The organism is Holdemania filiformis (assembly GCF_003459085.1).
In the GTDB taxonomy this organism is placed as follows: Bacteria; Bacillota_I; Bacilli_A; order Erysipelotrichales; family Erysipelotrichaceae; genus Holdemania; species Holdemania filiformis.
Genome location: NZ_QRUP01000012.1, coordinates 61,894 through 84,475, shown reverse-complemented (window position 1 = coordinate 84,475; position 22,582 = coordinate 61,894). Strand labels below are relative to the sequence as shown.

The 22,582-nt window shown below is 47.4% G+C and carries 14 protein-coding genes; 2 read left to right on the top strand and 12 right to left on the bottom strand.

Annotated features, from left to right (window positions below; all coding sequences use genetic code 11):
* Positions 1–170: 170 nt before the first annotated feature.
* The gene (locus DWY25_RS10605; protein ID WP_117895203.1) at positions 171–749 is read left to right on the top strand and encodes a hypothetical protein; all 579 of its coding nucleotides are present in this window, start codon (positions 171–173) and stop codon (positions 747–749) included.
* A gap of 736 nt (positions 750–1,485) precedes the next feature.
* Here the strand turns inward: DWY25_RS10605 and DWY25_RS10600 are convergent.
* The 8 genes from DWY25_RS10600 to DWY25_RS10565 all read right to left on the bottom strand — a co-directional run bounded on the left by DWY25_RS10600 (position 1,486) and on the right by DWY25_RS10565 (position 10,757).
* Positions 1,486–2,268, bottom strand: a complete 783-nt coding sequence (locus tag DWY25_RS10600) for a helix-turn-helix domain-containing protein (RefSeq protein WP_117895202.1) — start codon at positions 2,266–2,268, stop codon at positions 1,486–1,488.
* Positions 2,269–2,447: 179 nt separating this feature from the next.
* Complete coding sequence (locus DWY25_RS10595; protein WP_244925965.1) at positions 2,448–2,942, bottom strand: GyrI-like domain-containing protein; 495 nt, start codon at positions 2,940–2,942, stop codon at positions 2,448–2,450.
* Between the two features lie 84 nt (positions 2,943–3,026).
* On the bottom strand, positions 3,027–4,208 hold the full coding sequence (locus DWY25_RS10590; RefSeq protein WP_117895201.1) for a DNA glycosylase AlkZ-like family protein: 1,182 nt from the start codon (positions 4,206–4,208) through the stop codon (positions 3,027–3,029).
* A 117-nt stretch (positions 4,209–4,325) separates the two neighbouring features.
* Entirely contained in the window at positions 4,326–4,790 is a 465-nt protein-coding gene (locus tag DWY25_RS10585) for a Hint domain-containing protein (RefSeq protein WP_117895200.1), read from the bottom strand.
* A 1-nt stretch (position 4,791) separates the two neighbouring features.
* Positions 4,792–5,643 (bottom strand): HAD family hydrolase, encoded by an 852-nt coding sequence (locus DWY25_RS10580; protein WP_244925964.1) that lies wholly within the window; start codon positions 5,641–5,643, stop codon positions 4,792–4,794.
* Between the two features lie 341 nt (positions 5,644–5,984).
* Positions 5,985–7,343: a Sapep family Mn(2+)-dependent dipeptidase gene (locus DWY25_RS10575; RefSeq protein WP_117895199.1), complete on the bottom strand. Its 1,359-nt coding sequence runs from the start codon at positions 7,341–7,343 to the stop codon at positions 5,985–5,987.
* A gap of 103 nt (positions 7,344–7,446) precedes the next feature.
* The gene (locus DWY25_RS10570) at positions 7,447–8,796 is read right to left on the bottom strand and encodes a hypothetical protein (protein ID WP_117895198.1); all 1,350 of its coding nucleotides are present in this window, start codon (positions 8,794–8,796) and stop codon (positions 7,447–7,449) included.
* 305 nt (positions 8,797–9,101) lie between these two features.
* Positions 9,102–10,757 (bottom strand): FAD-dependent oxidoreductase, encoded by a 1,656-nt coding sequence (locus DWY25_RS10565; protein ID WP_244925963.1) that lies wholly within the window; start codon positions 10,755–10,757, stop codon positions 9,102–9,104.
* Positions 10,758–10,904: 147 nt separating this feature from the next.
* Here DWY25_RS10565 and DWY25_RS10560 point away from each other — a divergent pair, with 147 nt between their 5' ends.
* Positions 10,905–11,777 (top strand): LysR family transcriptional regulator, encoded by an 873-nt coding sequence (locus tag DWY25_RS10560; RefSeq protein ID WP_117895196.1) that lies wholly within the window; start codon positions 10,905–10,907, stop codon positions 11,775–11,777.
* 212 nt (positions 11,778–11,989) lie between these two features.
* Here the strand turns inward: DWY25_RS10560 and DWY25_RS10555 are convergent, their stop codons facing one another.
* The 4 genes from DWY25_RS10555 to DWY25_RS10540 all read right to left on the bottom strand — a co-directional run bounded on the left by DWY25_RS10555 (position 11,990) and on the right by DWY25_RS10540 (position 22,572).
* Positions 11,990–12,748: an exodeoxyribonuclease III gene (locus DWY25_RS10555; protein WP_117895195.1), complete on the bottom strand. Its 759-nt coding sequence runs from the start codon at positions 12,746–12,748 to the stop codon at positions 11,990–11,992.
* A gap of 315 nt (positions 12,749–13,063) precedes the next feature.
* Positions 13,064–13,822 carry a class B sortase gene (locus tag DWY25_RS10550; protein ID WP_181981789.1) on the bottom strand — a complete coding sequence of 253 codons (759 nt, stop codon included), beginning with the start codon at positions 13,820–13,822 and terminating at the stop codon, positions 13,064–13,066.
* An 80-nt stretch (positions 13,823–13,902) separates the two neighbouring features.
* Entirely contained in the window at positions 13,903–21,018 is a 7,116-nt protein-coding gene (locus DWY25_RS10545; RefSeq protein ID WP_117895193.1) for an InlB B-repeat-containing protein, read from the bottom strand.
* A gap of 237 nt (positions 21,019–21,255) precedes the next feature.
* Positions 21,256–22,572, bottom strand: a complete 1,317-nt coding sequence (locus DWY25_RS10540) for a helix-turn-helix domain-containing protein (protein ID WP_117895192.1) — start codon at positions 22,570–22,572, stop codon at positions 21,256–21,258.
* Positions 22,573–22,582: the final 10 nt, after the last annotated feature.

Genomic DNA, 22,582 nt, shown 5'->3' with positions numbered 1-22,582 from the left:
TTAGCCAGCTTAGGGAGAAATGTTGTTAAAAAACGTATTATGACTTTGGTAATTTTCAGTATGCTAAGCCTTTCATTGATCCCGGTTAAAGTACAATTTCTTAATATAAATTATTATAAAATTAAAGATAAAAAATTACGCTTGAACTTATAGAAAGAGTGGTGAATAAAGTGAAAAAGCTACTTATTAGCATTGTGATATTCTTCTTAGCCTCCTGCACTTTAACTAAAACAGATCAAGTAATGCGTAAAGAAATTGAAATGCCGGAATCTTTACACATTCCATATAAAAACTTGTTGGAAAACTTTAATATTTATGAATATTCTGATTTTGATGAGTTATACATAGATTGTTTTAGCTGCCAAGGAGACATTAAGAATTCATTCTGTGATAAAATAGAAAAATTTACTAATCAAATTCAGTTTTATCTTATGGCTTCTTATAAGCCATCAGAAGATACTATTAAACAAGGTGATTTATATACTAAGCTAATTGGTTTTTTAGGAGTTTATGAGAAACGATCTTTTTCAAAGAATAGTTATATTGACTTTGCAGAGGATGTAAAACTTACCTATACAGAATTAGAAGATAAAATTGTATATAGTGATGATAATATAGTCATTATAAATTTTATAGAATATCTAAACGAAGATTCTATCGAAATTTATTTCAGCGATTTCCAAGGAAAAGAAAGTGTATTTAAAGATTTGTTACTTGATTTTGTGAAAAATCATTTAGTGGGGAAATAAATTGTAATTTGTGAAGACGCTGATCGGTTTTATATCATTGCTTTTTGTGTATATCCTCCTTTTTGACCTTAGGATATCGTTTTTTGCCTATAATTTACTCAGATTCCATTTCTTTATCCTTAACATGGTATACACTTCAGTGCTGGCCTTGGCGACATCAATCTATTTTTACGAGCTGAGCGGGCAGTCTTAAAACGTGTTGGATCTGACGAATTCACTGTATACCCGGGATTACGCATTCCTCGAGGTATATTTGATCGCCGCTGTGGCTGAGGACGGCGAAGACCATCCGACGGTCTGCAGAGTTGGATCGGCAGCTTTGAAAAGGCTCCTTTCGCTGGCATGTTGTTTGCCGTAGACGCAGCGGACTATTCTAATCCTGCCGCACATTCAACGATAAAAACCACTTATTAGGACAGGCAGTATGTTGATACATTGCCTGCCGATCCTAACGCAACGCTGCTCATGCTTGCCGGCTGCGCAACTCCACAGCAAACCGATCCCGGAAGGCCTTTCCCCAACCAGAACGACCTTTTCAAAGCCGCCGGCTTCCGTCTTTGCTGGAATAGCGGTCAAAACACAGAAGCGGCAGAGCTGGAAAGCATCCTGGGTTCTCCTGTCAATCATAAGGCAAGCATAACAGATAGATTCGACAGCAAGAGAACTCAAAATATCAAACAACATGCCTACTGGCGACAAAAGAGAGACTAGGTATTGAAGCAGAAGGTCCCCCAGACTACAGCTTGGCAATTTTATCCCGAATTCTGCGCTTTGCCTTAAACAGGAAACGTGCGGCATATTGTTCGTTTTTCACCAGAATCTCATAAGCTTCGATTGTGCCCAGTGAGATAACAAAACCGAACATTCCTAACCCCAGTCCCAGAAAAATCAACCCGGAGAGGGATGACCAGGGAAAAATTCCGCGGACGGAAAAGACCAGCGCCAAAAGTCCCAGCACAAACAGAATTGTAGATGGCACCGCGATCAGCATCGCTTTCTTTTTCAAGGTTTTGTATTCATCATTCAAGGTTCTGCGCACCTCCGGATCGAACAGCAGCGGTTCTTCCTTCAGCACCTTGTATTGTTCCTGTTCCGCAAACATCGCGACGATCAGCGCGCTGACGCCCAATGCTCCGATCCCCGCTGCTCCCACCAGTCTCATCGTCGGCTGATTTTCAAACAGGATGATCGGAATCCCGGTCAACGCTCCGCATAAGAACCCCCATGCCAGAAATCGATTGACTCGTTTCTCGCTGGCCAAAAATCCATTCGCCATTTCCCGGCTGACATAATACCCTTTTTCATCAGCGGTTCTCTCCAACTTTTCAGCTTTAAGCAGATAGTCGGTCGATACGCCGAAAAGCTGGGAAAGCTGCAGGATTTTCTCAGTTTCCGGATAGCCCTGATTATTCTCCCATTTACTGACAGCCTGACGGGTTGTACCTAACTGATCGGCCAGCGCTTCCTGCGACAGGCCTTTTTCTTTCCGCAGCTTGAATAGTTTTTCTCCAAAATTCATTTTTATTTCCTCCTCAGTTTTTGGATATCCTCATTCTATCCAATTCCGGATATCCAATCTATCTCTCTAAAAATGCACTTCGTCAACTTTGCGTTGCGTTTGTGTTTTCAGGACTGCTTTTCCCTGTTTTTCAATCTTTCGCAGGATTCAAAAAGGTCCCTGCAGAGTGCAGGGATTTCTTATGATCGCTGGTTTGACATTAAGCAAACGGGAAAAAACAAGAACATCTCGCCGTTTTTCTGCGGACAGTAGAATTCCTGGATGGCGCCCGCGAGCGTCAGCCCCTGCTTCTTTATTTCATCCAGACCCGCACGCAGGACTTCAGAGGGATCGCTCTCGACTGGAACATAGAGATAATCAAACGCGGGAATGATCCACTTTGTCCAGCCTTCCGGTGCTTCTGTTTCAATCGGTACCTGCACGCCTGCCAGGTAATAACCTTCCGTCAAATGATTCCCCCAGGGTTGGAATGTCCGGTCAAAGTTCGTCATCGCGCCCCAGAACCCTGCCAGATTTCCCTGTTCATCCCGCAAAGCCAGCTGCGAAATTTCAGCGGAATGTTCATTGAAATCTTTCCACAATCGTTGAATCCAGTCCTTATTCGTGTTTTGGGTGCTGTCCTCTTTTCCCAGAACGGCAAAAGCGGACATCGTGCAGCGTAAGAATTCCATCATGTTTTCTCCTCCTGATTTAATCCTCGTTCAAAGTTCTGATCAATCTTCGATCACACTTCCTGCATTGTATACATTGTTATTGTTTTACTCAGTAAATCGCCCATCAAGATCCGGACACCCATGAAAACGGGCAAAGCGTTCCAACGTCCGGTTCAAAGTCCGGCGCAAGGCCCGGCTATCCCGAACCTTCGCTTCTCTCCAGAATTGCTTGACGATTAATTTTCCTTCGTTGGTTTTCGTTTCCAGCGCGATCCGGCCGACAAACCGATCGCCCCATAACACCGGCAGCACGTAACTGTCATATTGACGCTGTACCTTCGGCGTGTAAATCTCCCATTTATATTGGAAATCAAACAACGCTTCAATCAGACGGCGATCCCACAGCGCATTATCCAGCGGGCCTAAGAATTCCATGCGTTTGCGGAACGGTTCTTTCCGCATGACCTTCTCCAGCCAGGGCAGTGCTTCCGGTACGGTAAACAATGGCTGATCCACCCCTTCCACCGTTACGGGAATGATCCGATTTTGCTTCATCAACAAGGCAAAGGCAGCCTGACGTTCAGGCGACTTCATTTTTTCAATCCCCAGCCAGGCGTCGGAAGGCCGGTTCCAGCACAAGCCCAGCGCCCGGATTCTGCGCTCTATGCGCCATCCGTAATATTCCGCATCGCTCGCAAACGGGTCCGCCAGCGGATCCAGTCCGGGAAACCGCTCGGAAGTCAGATTGTAATAGCGGATTGTGCCGCGCCGGTGATGGATCACGACGTCCCCGCGGTACAACATCACTTCCAGCGCGACCGCTGCCAGCGAAGCCGTCCGTCCCCATACCCAGACGAGATTTTCATCCCATTGTAAATCCTGCGAACAAATAACCGGGTGCGTCCGCATGAACTGTTTGATCTGTGCCGCGGCGTTTTCGATCTGTTCACTCACCCGATGATAGCCCATGGTGTGAAGCCGGTTCCGCGCAAACTTGGGATAATCCTGTTCCGCATAGATCGCCATATTTTTATCCAGCGCGTCGATCAGCTTCCGTTCCTTATACAACAATGTTTCCAGCTGACTTTTCCGATAGCCGCCCACCCGCGCCTGCAGTACCAGATCGGCGTTGCGGCCGCAGATGTCAATCGGATCAAACTGTAAACATCCCAGCTGATGAACCAATCCCACAATCTCGGCGTTGGTACGCCAGCGGTAAGGGCCGGATAAGCCCTGCCATAAGACGATAAACTGCCGGGCCTGGCTGCGGGTCAATGTGAATTCCATGATCAGATCCCCATTTCTTTCATTACTTCCAGTTAATCATAGAATAGAATTATTTTCAAGTTGTTTATCAAATTAAAACGGCTTCAGGCTGATTTCTCCCAAAGCAGTTTCTGTTTACTAGGTCCCCCAAGGCGGAGGCGTCATGAGCTTTTCTTCCACCTCGACGACTTTGTTAAAAGCTCCGACCACAATTCCATTCGCGATGATTCCGACGGTGTCTTCTAAGCAGACATTCGCAACCTGAATATTTTCGTTGATTTTCCGAACCTCCTGAACTTCAACGTAATCCTTCCCCCATTGCTCTTGATAGCCCACAGAATCTCCCGGCTTTACACTGACAGCCGCCTTCCAGCCTTCGCTCGTCTGAATTGGCAGCCCTTCCGTACAAATCAATACCGTTCCATTGATGAGCGATAGCTGAATCCCGCAGGCTTCCCTGCCAACTATAATATCTAATATCTGACTCCGGGAGCCATCCTCAGAATAACATGGCTCGCCAATACGAGCCGAGTCCACAGGTTTCTGCGCACCGTCAATCATCCGGATTAAGGACGTTTTTTCTAATAATCCATTGATCTGCATTTTATTTCTCCTTCGGCTGTTCTTTTTTCATCAGCCGTTCCATCTGAATCCGGGCTTCAGTGTAATCGATAATGCTTTTCACAATCTTGTCCAGTTCCCGGTTCTCGCTGTAATCCGCCGGTGCAATAAAATCTGCCCGGTGATCTGCGATCAGCTGCTGCGCCGTCGCTTTTTTCTTCTCTGAATCCTTGCCGTACACCGCGATCGACTTTCCGCCGTTGACGGTAACCAGCTTCATGCACGGCACGTCCGTAAGTCCGTCGCCGATATAAATCATATTGGTAAACGGGATATCGCGCAGCTGATCCGGTGTGTAGCGGTTCAGATCGTTATCGTTGTTTTCATCCAAAACGCCTTTGTTGATACGGAAAATATACTGCGTTTTTGTTGTGTAGTTCACGACGGTTGCCGGCCAGACCGCAACCCCGCTGGCGTTGTAACAATACTTGCAGGCATAGATTTTCTTAAATTCCCCGGCGATCGTTGTGCCTTCGATGATCTCAGTCAGACCGGAGGAAATGATGAAATGCTCGATTTCAATATTATGCTGCCGGCCGTATTCGTTGATTCGGCGAAACCATTTTTCCACTCCCGGATACAGCTTGACATTTTTCCCCAGTGCAACAAAATCGCTGCGGCGGATCGGCTGTCCCGTCAGGTTGGCCTTGTTGAGCATCATATACATATACGTCAGGATGCCGTCCATTTTCTGACTTTCCGCCAGCGCGGTCACCTCGCTCCAGAACTGCGCCGGTTCGATACCCAGAGAAGGAATAAAACTGAATTCCTGCATATCCTTCGGCGACAGTGTTTTATCAAAATCATACATGATCGCCAGCTTCGTTGTTTTCAAAGGTCATCCCTCGTTTCTTTTCTGATTTCTATTGTAACATTTTTTTGAGATCCTTTTCATTGAAACGCATTTTCTTTTCACTGCCGTAACTTATTATCCGACCCTGATAAGGATTCAAGTTTGATTTTAACATTTCGTAAGTAACAATCATATTTACGCCTCATACTAACACAATATGTAAGTATGAGGTGTAAATCAAGGATTAAACCATCAAGAATAGAAATACCTGAGCGTTTTTTCAACTTATATGTCTAACTTAATATGCCTAAGTTAAACAAAAGAAAAGAACCGGGTTCACAAACTGAATCCGGCTCATTGATATTCAATAAGTTGGTCTTCTTTTACGCTTCCAGCAGCTTCATCAGCGCATGGACGTAGATCTCCGCCTGCTGAAGCAGACAGTCGATCCGCACAAACTCGTTGGCGTCGTGAATATGGCAGTCTTCGCCCATGAATTCACAGCCGAAGGCGATGCAGTTATGAATTCCCTTCGCATAGGTGCCGCCGCCCATCGTGATCGGCTTGGATTCCAGATCGCCGGTGACTTCCTGATAGGCCTGAAGCAGACGCGAAACCAGCGGTGAATCGATTGGGAAGAACAGTGGTTCCATCCGGCTGCGGACGGTGATTTTCCCTTGCGTTTCTCCGGCCAGCGCAGCTTCAATCCGGCTGGCGATCTGCCTGGAATTCATCGTGACCGGAAACCGGATGTCGATGGTTCCGCGGATGACGCCGTTTTCCATTTTAATGATGCCGTTGCTGAAGGTCAGCGGGCCATATTCATCCTCAACCTGACAATCACAGCCAGCTCCATCGCAGCTCGTACCGATCCGGCGGTTGTAGAATTCAACGAAATCATCCTGCATTCCCGCTTCCGCCAAAGCCGCCATCAGTTCGCCGATCGCGTTGACGCCCAGCTTCGGAGTGCTGGCATGCGCCGCCGTTCCGTAAACATCGACGATCAGATCGCCCTGTTCCGGTTTGATTTCAAAGGTCACCGGATGTTTTTCCAGCGCTAGGCGCAGCGCTTCTTCCGATACGGCTTCGTTGGCGACGATCATCGTGCAGTGGTTGCAGACAACATTGGAAGCCACGCCCCCGCGGATTTCCTTGATCTGCGTGCGGACGCTTTCAAAGTCCAGTCCCAGCGCGCCTTTTTCTCCATGCACGCCCGGGAATGTGCCGTCCGGCGTAAAGCCCATATCGATATGGCCTTCTTTTTCCACATAATGCGCCAGACATTTTGAACCCGTTTCTTCGTTGGTGCCGAGGATCAGACGGATCCGCTTGGTCAGCGGCACGTTCATATCCTTTAATACTTTCATCGCGATCATCGAAGCGACCACCGCGCCCTTATCGTCGCTGGTGCCGCGGCCGTAAACCCGGTCGCCGTCGCGGGTCAGCGTAAACGGATCGGTCTTCCAGCCCTCGCCTGCCGGTACGACGTCCAGATGCGCCAGCACACCGATCACCTGTTCACCCTCGCCGATTTCAGCGTAGCCGGCATAATGATCGACATTCTTGACCGTAAAACCATAACCCTCCGCAATTTCCAGCGCTTTATCCAGACAGGCCGCCGGCACCTCGCCAAACGGCGCGTCCGGCTGCGGCTCGCCCTGGACTGAATTATACGAAACCAGCGTCGCCAGATCGTTCAGCATCGCTTCTTCATAGCTTTTTACCCGTTCTTGAATCTCCATTGTGTTCTATTCCTCCTGTTTACTGCTTTTCAGTTTAGCACGTTTCCCGGCATTCGCCAATGTTTCAGCTTGAATCTCAGACCGGCCTGTCCCGTTCTCATCATTATTGAATCCGTTTTTGATAGACCAGGCGGTAAGGCTGGGAAGCGTCGGTATTCGGTTCGCAGGCCATTTCCCAGATCATCAGCGGAGAATCCGGATCCTGCGCGGTTTCCCGGATCGCCGGAATATAGTATTCGTTGCCCTGCTCATCCCGGATAAAACTTGTATTTTCAATTTCCTCGCCCCGGACATAGCGGACAATCTGGCGCTCGCCTTCCGTTTGCCGCTCGGTCACAATCGTCATCGGCTCGGCCTTTGTTTCAGAAGTTTCCGGAGCCCCCTGGGTATTGCGGATCAGAATACAATCCGCAGCCGTATCCGCGTCATAAAGAATCCCTTCATATTCAAAGGTGTCCAGCGGTAGCGTCCGGCCTAAGAGGGCAGTTGACACCGCGTTTACATCCGCAACGCGCACCACTGCCAGCAATTCTTCTGCAATCGCTTCCGGCAGATTCAGTAAAAGCGGATCTCCGCCCATGCCGCTGGCCGGACAGATCAGCTGATCCGGTTCGCCTTCGCAAAGATAGGTCTTCGACGCCGCCATCAGATTCAGAAGCAGCGTTTCGTTGGCCTGAAGCTGATCAGGACGAGTGAATTCCTGACCGGTCAGCGCAGCGAAATAAAACGCGATCTCCTCGCCGGACAGTGTCGGATTCAGCTCGCCGATATAGAATTGATACGTCTGCGGATCCTCTTGCTTCGCAAACCCGCCGCTCGTCCGGGAATAGGGTTTCAGCTTCGCGTATTCGTAATCCTGCGTATTCAGAATCACCGTGCGCAGCTCAAACAAGGCCTTTTCGGCCTGTTCCCGGCTTCTTTCCACTTCCGCCTGATGCGTCTGGGCCGCTTGCTGCACCGCTTCAGCCACAGCCGGAGTTACCTGTTCGTCGGGAGCGTCGACCGGCCAGCGCGTCGTCTTGGAGGACGTCGTCACCGCCGCTGTGCACGTACTCTGATAACCATCGCAGATCAGCTCCACATAAGCCTGCTTTGTTACGCCATCTTCCTGAAATGAAACCACATCCTGACAGGTGTAATTCAGCTCCACGGTATCATTGACCGGATCCCAGATCAACAGCGGATGATCGCGCTGGCCGACATACAGCACGACCAGATTGTTCGCGTTGCGCCACAGCTCAAACGGCTGAGCCTCGCCTTGTTCATCAGTGAAGATTTCCGCCTCTTTCAGCCGCTTGAACATTGCGCTGATCGTATCGTCAGTCAGCTTTGTTCCGGTTATGCGCTCCGTTTCCGGACTTGCGGTGGGCACGGCCGTCGGCGCCGCCGGCATCTGCGTACATCCGGTTAACAAAAAACCGGCCGCCAGCGCTAAGATTCGTTTGTTTCTCATCGCGGATACTCCTTTCTCGCTTTCACGTTCTCCTTGTTTATCCTTTTTCGTTGATTTAGTTCATCTCTATTATATCAGATGAAACGTTGAAAACGAAATGTCGTCTGCATTGTCAAAAACTTGAAAGGAAATGGATCGGCTTGCACCGCGGATACCGGAAACCATCCCCAACGACAGAAAGACCGCCAACCCCGCGCAAACTCACCTTCGATCAGTTCGGCAAAGAAAAACTCTGAGTCTTATTCCTGAAACCAGTACAGGAAGAAAAACTCAGAGCGAAAATATCAACCGTCAGAAACGGATTCTTATTTTGATGCCAGCTGCTTCGCGACGTTGTAGCCGAACGTAATGCAGCGGCTGTGGGAAATACAGTTCAGATTGTGCGGATAGGTTCCGTGGAACATCGAACCGGAAACATTGCCAATTGCGTATAAACCCGGGATGACGTTGAATTCCGTATCCAGAACTTCTGAATTCGGCGTGATCTGCAGCCCGCCGGCCGTGCACAGCGCCGCGGCGCCTTCCAGATTCGCATAGAACGGCGCGGTCTTGATCGGATGCATCATACTTGGAAGCATGTGGAAATCGGTATCCTCACCGGCTTCGCACATGGCGTTCCAATGATTAATCGTTTCGACAAACGCGTCGGCGGGCACGCCCATCAGGCCCGCCAGTTCTTCCAGTGTATCGGCTTTCAACGCATTTTCGCTCGTCGCCGCGCCGACCCAGACTTCCTTCGGCCCATAGCAGGAAGACGACGGCGTCCACATCTTGTCGATCGCGCCCGCGGCATCGCCGTCAGTGATGTACCAGTTGATCGCGCCCGGCTGGTTCTGCATCGCCAGCGCCAGATGATTGTATGGTTCATATTCCGGCGTAAACCGCTTGCCCAGCTTGTTGACGCGCAGATACGGCATCAGCTGCGCCGGATCAAGCATCAGCGGATGCGGATATTCGTCCTCAATCGCGCCGATTGCTTTGCCCATCTCATGACCGTCGCCGGTGTTGGAGGCCGTGCCGTTCATCCAGTGATTCAATGCCAGATCGCGCGGGCGGCAGCATTCCTTCAGCTTGGTTGGGTTGAATTCATACCCGCCGGTCGCCAGAACGACACCCTTGGCGCACAGATATTTCACATAGCCTTCCGCCGTCTTGGCGATCACGCCGACAACTTTCCCGTCTTCTTTAATCAGCTGGCAGGCTGGAGTTTCCATCAGCACTTCCGCGCCGGCCTCCTTGACCTTGCTCGTTAACAGCTCGACGATTTCCGCCGGAGCCAGCGGGATATTGATCGACGTGTTCCAGGAACGGCTCAACGATGTAGGATCGTAAGGTTCGTAGAAATCCGGGAAATCCCCGGCCGCAAAGGTCAGCTTGAAATCCTCATCCGGCAGACCGAACAGATCGAGGAACCAGTTGATCGCTTCCTCCTGCGTGTCGATCCACCGCTGATAGATCGCCTGATTGCCATAGAACATGGAATTGACCATTGCGTCGTCCAGCCACTGCTTCGCGTCGAACTCAACGCCGTATTTTTTATGAATCCGGTCGGTTAATCCGCCGATCGTCGCCGAACGATACGTGCCGACCTGGCCTTTTTCCAGAACAACCGTTTTTAACCCCTGCTGCGCGCTGGCGATGGACGCCGCGAAACCGGCCGGCCCCATACCGCACACCACGACATCGACATTTTCAGTCTTAACAATTTCAGAATCCGCGATCGGCTCCTTCACGAAGGCCACGACGCCTTCCATCGGAACCTTCGGTTCCAGTGCTTCAACTGCCGGCCAGCCTGCAGAAGAAGCGGACGGTGTTGGTTCACATGGCGGACATTCCTGTTTTTCCGGGGTGGAAGCGCAGCCCCCTAACAGCCCTGCAGCCGCGACGCCCAGCGCTCCGGCAGCCGTGCCTTTTAAGAAGTCCCGGCGGCTGATGCCTTTGATCTTGTTTGAATTTGACATACTTTCCCTCCTGTTTGTCTTTTCTTTCTTCATTATAAAAGACTTGTTTGTGAATTGACAAACAGATAAAAGTTAAGGGATACAATTAAAAGTTGTATCCCCTGTTAAGACATGATAAGCTGATGACAAAGGAAAGGAGAAACCGCCATGAATCCCAAACAGCTGCATTGTTTTATCACCGCCGCCCAGGAGGGCAGCTTTTCCAAAGCCGCGAAAAAACTTTACCTTTCCCAGCAGGCGTTAAGCAAAACGATCGACAAGCTGGAGGAAGAACTGGACGTGCCGCTGTTTATCCGCGGCGTGGCCGGGCTGCAGCTGACCCGTTATGGTGAAGCCCTGCGTCAGTCAGCCTTTCCTTATTTACAGATGCATGACAACATCATCGCCGATCTGCAGGCCATGAAAAACGAAAGTCCGCAGACGTTGTCGCTGGGCTATCCGACGGGTCTGTTGATTAACTTCCCGGATGATTTTCTGACCCGTTTCATCACTGCACATCCGGAGGTTGATTTCCAGATTTACAGCGCGCCGGATGATTCCTACAACCGCTCGCTGCAATCCAGCGAAATTGATATTTATTTCTGCACGATGTTGTATAACGCGCCGATGGTTCAGGTCCAGTATCATTACCGGCATCCCGTCTTCGCCGTGTTAAGTCAGGATCATCCGCTTGCTGCCAAGCCGGTGTTGTCGCTGGCGGACTTCCGCGGTCAGAAGCTGATCGGTTTAAACACCGAGAATGCTCTGAACGCCCGGATGGAACAAGTATGTCAAAAACAGGGATTAAAGGCAACGATGGTCTTTTCTCCGGCAGAAATGGGCTTGATTTTCAAGCTGATTGAAAGCACCCGCTGCGTCAGCTTCTTCGGCAGCGACTCGATCCCGCTTCCGCCCTCAATCGTGAAGCGCCCGATCGACGATCTGGATCTGGATTATGAATTCCTGATCATTACGCATAAGAACGCGCCGGTTACGCCGATCATGGAAGAATTCATCCGCTACACCCGCAGCTTCTTTTAAGTTTTCCCTGATCCCTGGACTTTTTCCCGCATGATACTTCAATAAGAATTCCTCTGCTTTTCTGATTTTGCTTAGCAGAATGCGATTTCCTGATGATCCTTTTTTGATATTCTCCCTTTATAATTTTCAGTCCTTGCCTGCGGTTTGGACAGGAAATCAAAAAGCTGCCTCATCAGCAGCTTGATCCGTCTTTATCCTATGAATTAAGCCCATCAAAACTCGATTTCAACTCCCACCGGGCAGTGATCCGAACCCAGGATATCCCCATAGATAACACTGTCCTTCACCTGGTTCATCAACCGCTGGGAAACGATGAAATAGTCAATCCGCCACCCGACGTTTTTCGCGCGGGAATTGAAACGATAGGACCACCAGGAGTATTCAACCTTTTCCGGATACAAGGTTCTGAACGTATCCGCAAACCCCAGGCCCAGCAAATCACGCATCTTCTGGCGCTCTTGATCGGAGAAGCCCGGGTTAAAATGATTCGTCTTCGGATTCTTCAGATCGATCTCCTCCACGGCCACATTCAAATCGCCTGTGTAAACGACCGGCTTGGTTTCGTTCAGCTTTGTCAGATGCCGCGCCATCGCGTCTTCCCACTGCATCCGGTAATCCAGTCGGGCCAGTTCTTCCTTGGAGTTCGGCACATAGGCGGTAACAAAATAGAATTGCTCAAATTCCAGCGTGATCACGCGGCCTTCCTTCGGATGCTCCCCTTCCGCTTCGTCAAAATCATAGCGCACGGACAGCGGCTTTTGTTTTGTGAACACTGCGGTGCCCGAATACCCTTTTCTTTCCGCGCTGTGCCAGTATTGATGATAACCCGGCAGTTCTAATTCGATCTGATGGGGCTGCAGCTTGGTTTCCTGCAGCGCGAAAATATCCGCGTCCTGTTCGTTAAAAAAATCCATAAAGCCTTTTTGAATGCAGGCTCGTAATCCGTTAACATTCCATGATATCAGTTTCATAAAGCACCTCATTTTTCTGATTTCATTTAACCAGATTTCGACAGATTTTTCTACTCCTTTGATTCATTATCCTGCAGGATTCCATTTTTCGATGGAAATGGCTTCGCAAAGCAAACGGAAAAGAGAGCTGATCGCCCAGCTCTTCCCATCCCTCTGATCTTTCCCACAATAACGCCATTCGCTGAAGGAATCTTCAAAACGCTTAACCAAGCCGAACCTGAAATGAGACGTTGATCTTCTCATTCTGTCAGTCAGGATTCAATGTTCCTGGTCCTGAATTAAACTTTCCACCTTGTTTTTTCATCATTTCAGAACTTAGCCCTGCGAATTAGTTTTGGATTCTACTTTCACTACATTGGTTTCCTTGGCCACGACAATCAAACGCAGATCATCCCGGTCTCTGACACAGGTTTGCAAAGTAAGCATGCGTTCACCCTCAGCGAGATCAAGGCCCGTGTTATAAAACTGTTTCTCTTTTACATTCGCAATATAATTTTCAAACTGCTCTGGTTCATAATTCGGATGGAAATATTCAAGATTTTCATTGCCCATTTCATAATAATAAACATAAGCAATCTCATATTCCCGGCACTCATTTTCTAATTGCAGCCTGATCTTTTTATTGTTCTCATAATTACTTTCTTCTTTCAGCTGATGCAGCGGGGAAAAGACCAAGCTTTCATCCGCGTAGACATAATGGCCGTAAAAGATGAGGTTCTGATCATCCAGCGTATTTCGATAATCCAGATATACCGCTCCATGACTATCGTATTCTTTATTTACTGTATAATTCAGATAATATTCATTATCCGTTCCCTGTACGGTCAGTTCATCGACCAGTCCGCTCTCAAAGTACAGATGTCCCAGGTAATCCTGATTCAACGCTTTCTGAGCTGCATAGTCCACCTGATCTGATGTCGGTGTTTCGTCGATCACCGATGGAGTTTCTGCCGGATTTGTTGAAGCCTGAGACTGCGGTTGAATAAAGAAGCAGACAGCCGCAACAACCAGAACGGCGATGATGCCGCCGGCTATAATTTTAAACCGATTATGCTTGTCTTGATCATGAGTCATGATTTCCATCTCCCTTCTGAAAAACCAGGTCTGCATTGCTGCAGACCCTGATTCCCAATTTCAATCTTGTATCTGTCAGATTATCTTACACCTGTATTCGGTACCTGATAACCGCCAGACACAACGCACGCCGGCGCACTGTAAATCTTGTTGCCCCAACGATCAAATACATTGCCGCAGACATCCTTTATAAACGGTCCGCCATCGTCATACGAAGGGGTATTGTCAGAGGATTCCGGCGGTGTTGTCGGTTCCGGAATTTTGGTAAATTCCGCGGTAATCGTTACATCTTCATTTGGCATTTCAAAAGTTAAACCCTGAATTACCTGTCCATTCATTTTCAAACTATCTGTTTTCAACTGATATCCAGTATTAGGAATAACTGTCAAAGTCACTATTTCGCCAGCTTTGGCAATCGTCTTATCTACCGAAATTGTACCGTTTTCAGTATGATCAAGAACAATCGCATGATCTTCATCGATTTCTTCCGTTAACAGATTATAAATCTCGATTTCCATCACATGGCTAAAGGTAGGATTTCCACTTGTCGGATCATCGCTCGCAAGATTAGCAATTCTCATGTATTTGCCGGTTGCCGGAACATCGAGTTTAATTTCCATGGTTTTGCTCTGCGTACCTGCGGATGAATTATCAATATTAAACTTCTGGACAGACTTCCAGGTTACTCCATCGTCAGAAACTTCAACAGTCAGTTCTTTTAAGAAGGCACCCGCATTGTATCGTTCTGTGATAATCAAGGTGTTCAATGTTACTTCCTCATCAAATTTGACTCCGATCCAAGGATTTTGATCGTCCGCTTTTGGCGTCCAGATATCATTTAATCCTGTGCCGTAATTTCCATCAAATACGTTTTTCGGATAACAAATTACAGTACCCGGATTATTTCTATGATAGCTGCTGGCCAAATAATGATCTTCTGTCAAATCCAGCGCCAGATTTTCGGCAATCGCGATATTGGCTGCTGCAAACTTTGAACTGTCCTCTTTAGAACTCGCTCTGATCACCAAATCCTTCGCTTTTTCATCCTTCGCTATCGTCAAAAAACCATCTTTTGAAATTGTTGTAGATTGTGAAGAAGCATTCTCAAGTTTCCAGGTTACGCTGCCTTCTGCATTGTCACTGCCCTTCACTTCCGCTATAAATTGCTGTGTTGCCCCCGGATATAAGCTTATTTTCTCAGGTGTAATCTTGACACTGTCGATCGTCACCGGTTCACCACTCTTAAATTCAGCTGTGATCGTGACGTCACCGGCTGGCATAATGAAACATAATTTTCCATTCACCCGTTCTACTTCTGGAGAACATGGGCGTCCTAATGCATCGGTACCATAAATCTTGATGGAATCCTCAACCAAAACAAATCCAGTTTCGGGTCTCACCTCAAAATAAACATCGTCAAATTGTTCAGCCTGGGTTATATCGTTTTCGAGATGAATCGTGCCGTTTTTCATTTTATCGTCAACAGAAACTTGATGCTCAGGCAAATCATTAATTTTAAATGTATAGGATTGCGCTACATTATTGCCATTTAAATCGACTGAATTTGTTCCCGTAAAATATGTCGGTTCTCCATTCTCAAAAACAAGATATGGACGTTCGATTCTTACCGTTCCTGAATAAGAGCCAGTATAACCGGAAGGTAACTTAACATAATCATTTAACATTCCGGAAGTAATCTGCGCATCCTTAAAAGAGAAGAAATGCGGATCACGGGAAGGGATCATCATGCCAACGGATTGCCCGGCGCCGGAAATCCCATTGCCTAAATCATAGGTCAGCATAAAGTATTTATCTTTCCATTCAAATACGCTTGGATCTTCAATGGTTGTCGCAGCATCCGTATACTTTCCCTGTACGGTATAAGGACCTTCCAGCTTGTTCGATGTTGCATAGTACAAATAATAAGGTTGTTTTTCAATATTTGCATCCGCGTTCCCCTTAAATAACAAGATATACTCATCTTCAGCATCCGTCTTTCCTTCTACCTTTAACATATCCGGATTCACCGCTTTAATGCCATATTCTAAAACTACACCATTTCCATTAACCAGGTTCCACTGATCAATCGTATCTGTTCCTGCCCCAGTTGGCAAATCATCGATAATCGCCATACAGGTTTTCTGAGTTCCCTGATTAGTGTTATCTTTGTAATCATATCTTACGATATACAGAAGCACATAATGACCATCGATATACTTGATTCTTGGATTATGCGCGGACATTTGTCCGTCTGGCAGCGTTGTTGGAGAAAACGGTGTACCAACTTCGGTGAACGGCCCTTCAGGGCCTTCGCCTACAAAATGTACAATTTCACTGTTTGTTTTCCACCCAGGAGCAAATTGGATATCACGTGGAACTCTGGACATAAATACATGATAAAGTCCTTCTTCATCACGAATGGATGTGTAACACCAGTAATGATACTGTTCATCCTGAATAGTCGGCCCCAGATATTCAAGACTTTCCGCCAAATCACCGACTGGCAATTTTAACGAATCTTTCTTACTTTCCAGGCTATTGACACCCTCGTTTTTCACATCAATATTTTCTGTAATTCCCACATTTCGAACATTAGCAGTACCAAATTCATTTCCATCCTTATCTACAGCCTTTACCGTTAAGGTATGAACTTTGTTTAAATCCAGCTCTGTCAGTACATATTGAGTTTCCTTGAGCAGTTCTGTGTTTTTCTTACTCATTGCTCCGCCATATGGCAAGTCATATACGTTATATCCAGCTGCATTTTCCTGCGCTGTCCACGACAATCTGACTGTATTGTCCGGTGTTCTGTAAATATTCAGATTCAGTTTGCCGTCCGCGGTCATTGCTTTTTCAAATTCCGCGGTAATCGTTACATTCTCGTCTGGCATAACGAAACTGTTTCCAGTGATAACTTGACCATTGAATTTCAGACTGCCTTCCTTCAGCTGAAAGCCTTCGTCAGGTTTTACCGTAAGCGTAATCACATCACCTTTCTGGGCTATCTTCGTATTCGCCTGAACAGAACCGCCCGGAGTATCGGCAATCGTAATCTTGAAACCATCTTCCACTGGATTGTTAATGGTAATTTTTACCTGGCTGTACTGACTGCGCAAAGTCTGCGTACTTTCATAGCTTTCACAAACTCCTGGAAGTACCGCGATGAAATTCACGGTTGTCGTCTTGTTAATTTCAATCGGTCCTTCATATAACCGGGTACTTGGGTTTGGATGATATTGATCGACAGTAGGCAGAGAACCATCCGTTGTGTAATAGAATTGATAATTATCCGTTCTGCCCGGAACTTCATAAAATCTCTGTTTCGATTCCGGCATGGATAATTCCAGAGTTACCGGATCGTCATACGTCAGTTTAGTCGTATCCAATTTTCCATTTTTCATAATTGAACTGCCGTTGATCGCAGCGTCTGGATGCGCTACGACCTGAGGTGTGAGCGGGATGACCGTATAGAGGAAATCCGCAACCGGACTTGTTTTTCCATCAGCCGCCGCAATCGCTTTGATATTGGTACTTTTCTCAATGCGGATCGTTTCTCCGCCATATTTTCTGGAAGCGGTCGTCGGCGTTGATCCGTCCATCGTATAATAAATATCGGCGTTCTGAGGATGGAATAACTGAACATCTCTATATTTCACCATGCTGCCTGATGCAAAGTTAGACAGCGGAGCAGCAAGCTCAGAATTGCCTTTTACAGAGAAATTCAGATGATAGGTCTTTGTAACGGATAAATCACTGGACGTTACGTAAACCGTCGTTGCGCCAGGAAGTGTTTCCGGCGAAGTAACGGTCACGATCGAGAACTGATTATTCGCTTTTGCCTCAACTTTCGGCGCCTTCTTTGTTCCTTCCGGCAATTCAATCAAATATTCTGTGTTCTCGTTATTGAACCCTTCCAACGCTTGACCATCAACTGTGATCGAATTCAGTGTAATATCCGGGGAAGCAATATCATCAAATACGTGGATATCCGCGTTCTTCATTCCCGTTACAATTTCTTCAACCTCTGCCGTCGTCGTGTTGGTGTCCGGCGTGTAATAAACCCAGTCGACATCTTCCCAATAGGTCCGTGAATGACCGTTGTATTTTGAATCCTGGCCGCCGCCGATAAACCATAAATTAAACGCAATGGACTGAGGACCGGCAATTTCATCTTTATTCGCATGCGACGCTTTTTGCTGACCATCAATATAATAGGTCGTCCTGCCATCTTCATCCAGCTTGATCGTTAGAATTGACCACCGGCCATCTAAACTTCCGACTGCCGAAGGACCGGTTGAGGACGATTGATCCCGCTGGGCTTCTGAAGACGTTTCCAAGGAATAAGAATTCCAGGACGTAAACCACATCGTCTTCGGTCCCATTCCCCATCCGCCGTTAAACAGATATTCAAAATCGCTTTCATGATAAGGTTTCCATTTCGGGCCTTCAATCCGATTGATCGTAAAGAAGGTCGACAAGGCCTGATCTTTTGCGTTCCAAGCTCCGGTACCTACCGGATCTTCGGATTCCATGACATTATCATATAGCCACACTCTCGCGACATAGGTGCCGGCGCCGAATTTCTCTTCATAATACCGGATCTGCGACTGTGTCGTATTTTCTCCGCCGGTGCCGTCGGTCTTGGCTTTTAAACGGACAATCGTATTTTCAGGATCTTCCGTATCCTTCATGAGTACAACGTTATCCGCGCTCCATCCCCACGTTCTATTACCCGGTCTTCTTCCAGTGCCTTCCTGTACGTCCCAATTTCCTCTTTTTTCAAGATCTTCCGGATCGGTATACGAAAAATCATCAAAGAAGGCTTCTTTCAACATTTCAAAATGAACGGTATACATCTGCTTGTTTACCTTATCTTTTGCCGTAACCTCAATGGTCGTTGTTCCCGGGATCTCTGAGGTTTCAGTAATGGTGACCACCGCTTCTTTTTGATGGGCAACCGCCGTGACTGTCGGAACCTGAGTGTCGACAACCGTTACCGTATAATCCAGCTGTTCCGGCTTAAAAGAACTCAGTTCTTTTCCATCAATCAAGATCGAGGCCAGGGTCGCGTCCTGTTCCGCCGACATCGTCGTATGAATTACGCAGGAAGCCGTGTAATTTCCTTTTTTCGTTGTCGCGGTAATCGTGGCTTCCCCCAGGATTTCCTTGGCCGTGACCAGACCGTTTTCATCCACCGTCGCAATTTTTTCATTGCTTGAAGTCCAGAGGATTTCCGACGTTGTGCCGATCGGGAGTACCGTAGCATTTAACTGCAGGGTTTCGCCGCAGACAATATCCGCTTCTTCCTGATCCAGTCTTATTCCAGAAACACCTAAACTGATCTCTGTGATTTTAACGTCGTCATAATAAGCAGTCGCTCCGCTTGTTGACCAGATATCGCCCATCTGCAAAGCGCCGATGGAGGTAATGGCATCGGTAGTGTGAACCAAGGTGCCGTCAATATAAAATTTCGCATCGCTGCCGGAGGTTAAGTCAAAGACAAATTCGTGCCAGCCTTGAGTCCGCTTCACTGTTGATTGCGTATAACCGGAAGAGGTCCCTAACCGAATCGCATAATTTGTCTTTCCATCCGTTCCAAGTCCGGTAATTGCGGGCTGTTCTGACACCTTGCTAAACGGTGCCCAGATGTTAACCTGCTGGAAAGATTCCTTTCCCTTATCGCCCATCGTATCATAAAACCAGACGCTGACTTTGCCATTCACCGCTGAATCAAACTTCTTGAAGATCCAGGACTTTTTCGCAGCTTCCCCGCGGGTCACGAAGCTATGCTTCCCATCATGCGCCTGTTCATCGGTTACTTCAAAATATTGTCCGCGGCTGTCCAGCAATTCCCATTTCGTTTTCGGATCGTCTTCGTCAAAAGTCGCGGACCACTCTTTTTCAATTTCCTGGGCTGCTTCTTTAAACGTGATCGTATAGGTTCTGACCGTCGATCCGTCGATCGCTGTAATCGTAATTGTTGCGTTGTGCGTCGCTTCCGTAGCCTGTTCAATTTCAACTTTGGCTTTTTCATTGTTCGCTTCCGCGGCCACTTCTGGCAAAGCGCTCCCTGCCGGATATTCCCAAAGGTATTCGAGTGTTTCAGCGTCGAATTCAGGAATGCTGATGCCGCCGACTTTAATCGTCCTTGCTGAAGCGTCGTGCTTTGCAGCTTCTTCCTCATCCACATCTACGATGGTCATATTTTCAAGACGGATATTGTCAAAATAGGTTTCGCCGCCTTTAGCCCACTTATCGCCTAATTGAATTGCGTTAAACGAAGTGACTAAGTCCTTCCCCGGAATCCCGCTGGTGTCCACGGCTGTCCCGTCAATCGACAGCTCAGTCCCCTGCTCGGATACTTCCATGGTAAACGTATGCCAGCCTTCCGTTCTGGCAATCTGCGTATCAATAAATCGGCCGTCATCCGCAATTCTGGCACAATAATTCGAATTGCTCCAGCCTTGAGTCGCTTGATTCTGGTTGATCCCTAGCCCGATAATAAACGGTTTATCCGCATTATTCTTATTGGCGATCCCCGTCAGATTCACCTGCGCCATCCGGCCTGTCTGATCCGTACCATCATCATAAAAATCGACAGTTATTTTTCCGCGAATGTTATTTTCAAACTTATGTTCGATGAACAGCTTATTGGTTCCATCCGTATAAAAGCTGTAGCCTTTGCCATTCTGAGCGTCGGTCGCTTCCGGATCGCGTTGAACAATTGCCTTGTCCCCTGCCAGGTATCCCCAATAATTGCGATTAATTTCACTGCCTGCGGTATCTCCAAAATCATCAAAGAAGTCAGCGTCAGCCTGCGGCGCTGGTTCGTTGTTGACCTGTTTCTCTGTTATTGCCGCCTTTGGCTGCACTGGTATTTTATTCTCGGGGACGGGTTCCGTAGGAAGCGGAGTCGGCGTGCTTTCTCCTGCTTCTGGCGGCAGCGGCGTTTCCATGCCTTCCGACGGTTCAGTCGGGGAGGATTCTTCCAACTTTTCATCCGGTTCTGCGGATCCCGGAGTTTCAGTCTCTTCCGTTTTTTCCTGCGGCTGTTCTTCATCAACATTCTGAACCTGAGTTTCGTTCTGCCTTGTCGGCGAATTCAATGACTCCGCATGAATCACCCCTGATGAAGATGGAATCATCACCGTAAATATCATGACTGCGGCGGTCAGTAAACTGATCAATTTTTTCATCTGTTTTTCTATTCCCTTCCTGCTTTCAACTTGTTCTGATACTGGCGTTTACATCCTTAAGTGTTCTCATCGCCCACGTTAATTTAAGCGCTTACATTCAGGTGTTGCAACCTTGGCTTCTTCTATTCATTCTCTCCCTCCCACATAACCAGTATTCTATTCATTATTTCGCCACAAAAAAACGGAGAACTGTAAGAATGGTTTTGCAACGTTATTCTTACAATTCCCCCACGTTTACTAAAACAGCACAGAAACATCCGTGATTCCCTGCCCTAGCAAATGTTCCCGGATTTTTTCCGCTTCCTGAATTTCCGCTTCATTCCGAACTAAAAGTTCTGCCCGCCATCGTGTCAACGGAGTGTGGCCAAACCGCAGAAGTGACTGTGTGACAAACGATTCGATGGTGACCGCATGACATTGTTTAGCCTGCTCCGTTTCTTTAAGAAACGAAAGCGGCAGCCGAATCCGCAGTTCTAATTCATAAAGAACCACAAAGCGCAGTAACTGATCATAGCCAAACAACATCAACGGCTGGATTGTGTCTTGCTCAGACAATAAAGTTTCAGACAAATCCACCGTAACGATAAGCTTTCTCAGATCCAGTCCTTTCTGCCGCATTTTCTTCAATTGCTTAACCTTGCGGTATATCATGGAATCCATCGGTTTCTCGAACAAACCAAACTTCTTACGAAATTCAGGAAGTAAGACTTCAACCGCCTCCCGGCTCAATTCTTCCGCATATCGTTTCGCGGGTTTCCAGCGCTTGCGCCAAACTAACGGCGTACAGCCAAAAGCCTCGTGAAAGCAGCGATAAAAATACTTTCTGTCGCTGAATCCGCATTCCATGATAATTTCCGTAATGCTCAGATTGCTTTTAAACAATAACGTTTCCGCCCGTTCCAAGCGCATTTTCATAATCACATCAGTGAATGACTGAAGAAATATTTCCTTAAACAGAGTGCTGAGATGCTGCGGTGTGATTTTAGCCTGCTTTGCGGTCTGATGCAGCGTTAAGCGATCCTGAAGATGTTCCTGGATATAATTCAAAATCTGAAGCAGCCGTTCTTTTTTCTCCTGCGACATGAATTGATATTGCCCCTGGCGGTTATTGAAAATCGTATATTCCAGACACAAAAGAGAAAGAATGAAGTCGCCCTGAACGCTCAGCGGACTTTCCGGGTTTTCTTCCACAATTAAATTCAGGCAGTCCGATAGAAAAATTCGATCCCGGTCTGATGTAAAAGCATCGCTGTGGTCTTCTTTACGAAGGGACGCTGCCTGAAAGATCATATCGTTCATTTCCGGATAAACCCGGGAAGCCTTTTCTACATCAATCTCGATCACCTGAACAATGCTGCCCTCCGTACTAAAACAGTTGCACAACTTATGCCGATTGATAATCAGCAACTGCCCTTCCTGAACTATTTCCATTTCAGTTCCGATCTTAGCGGTCATCGTTCCTTTTAAAACGAAGAGAAGCGTAAGATAGATATCCGATACAAAAAGCGCCGTGCTTTTCATTCTCCACACTTTTGTTTTCACCCATTGTTCCATGTTCTTTTCC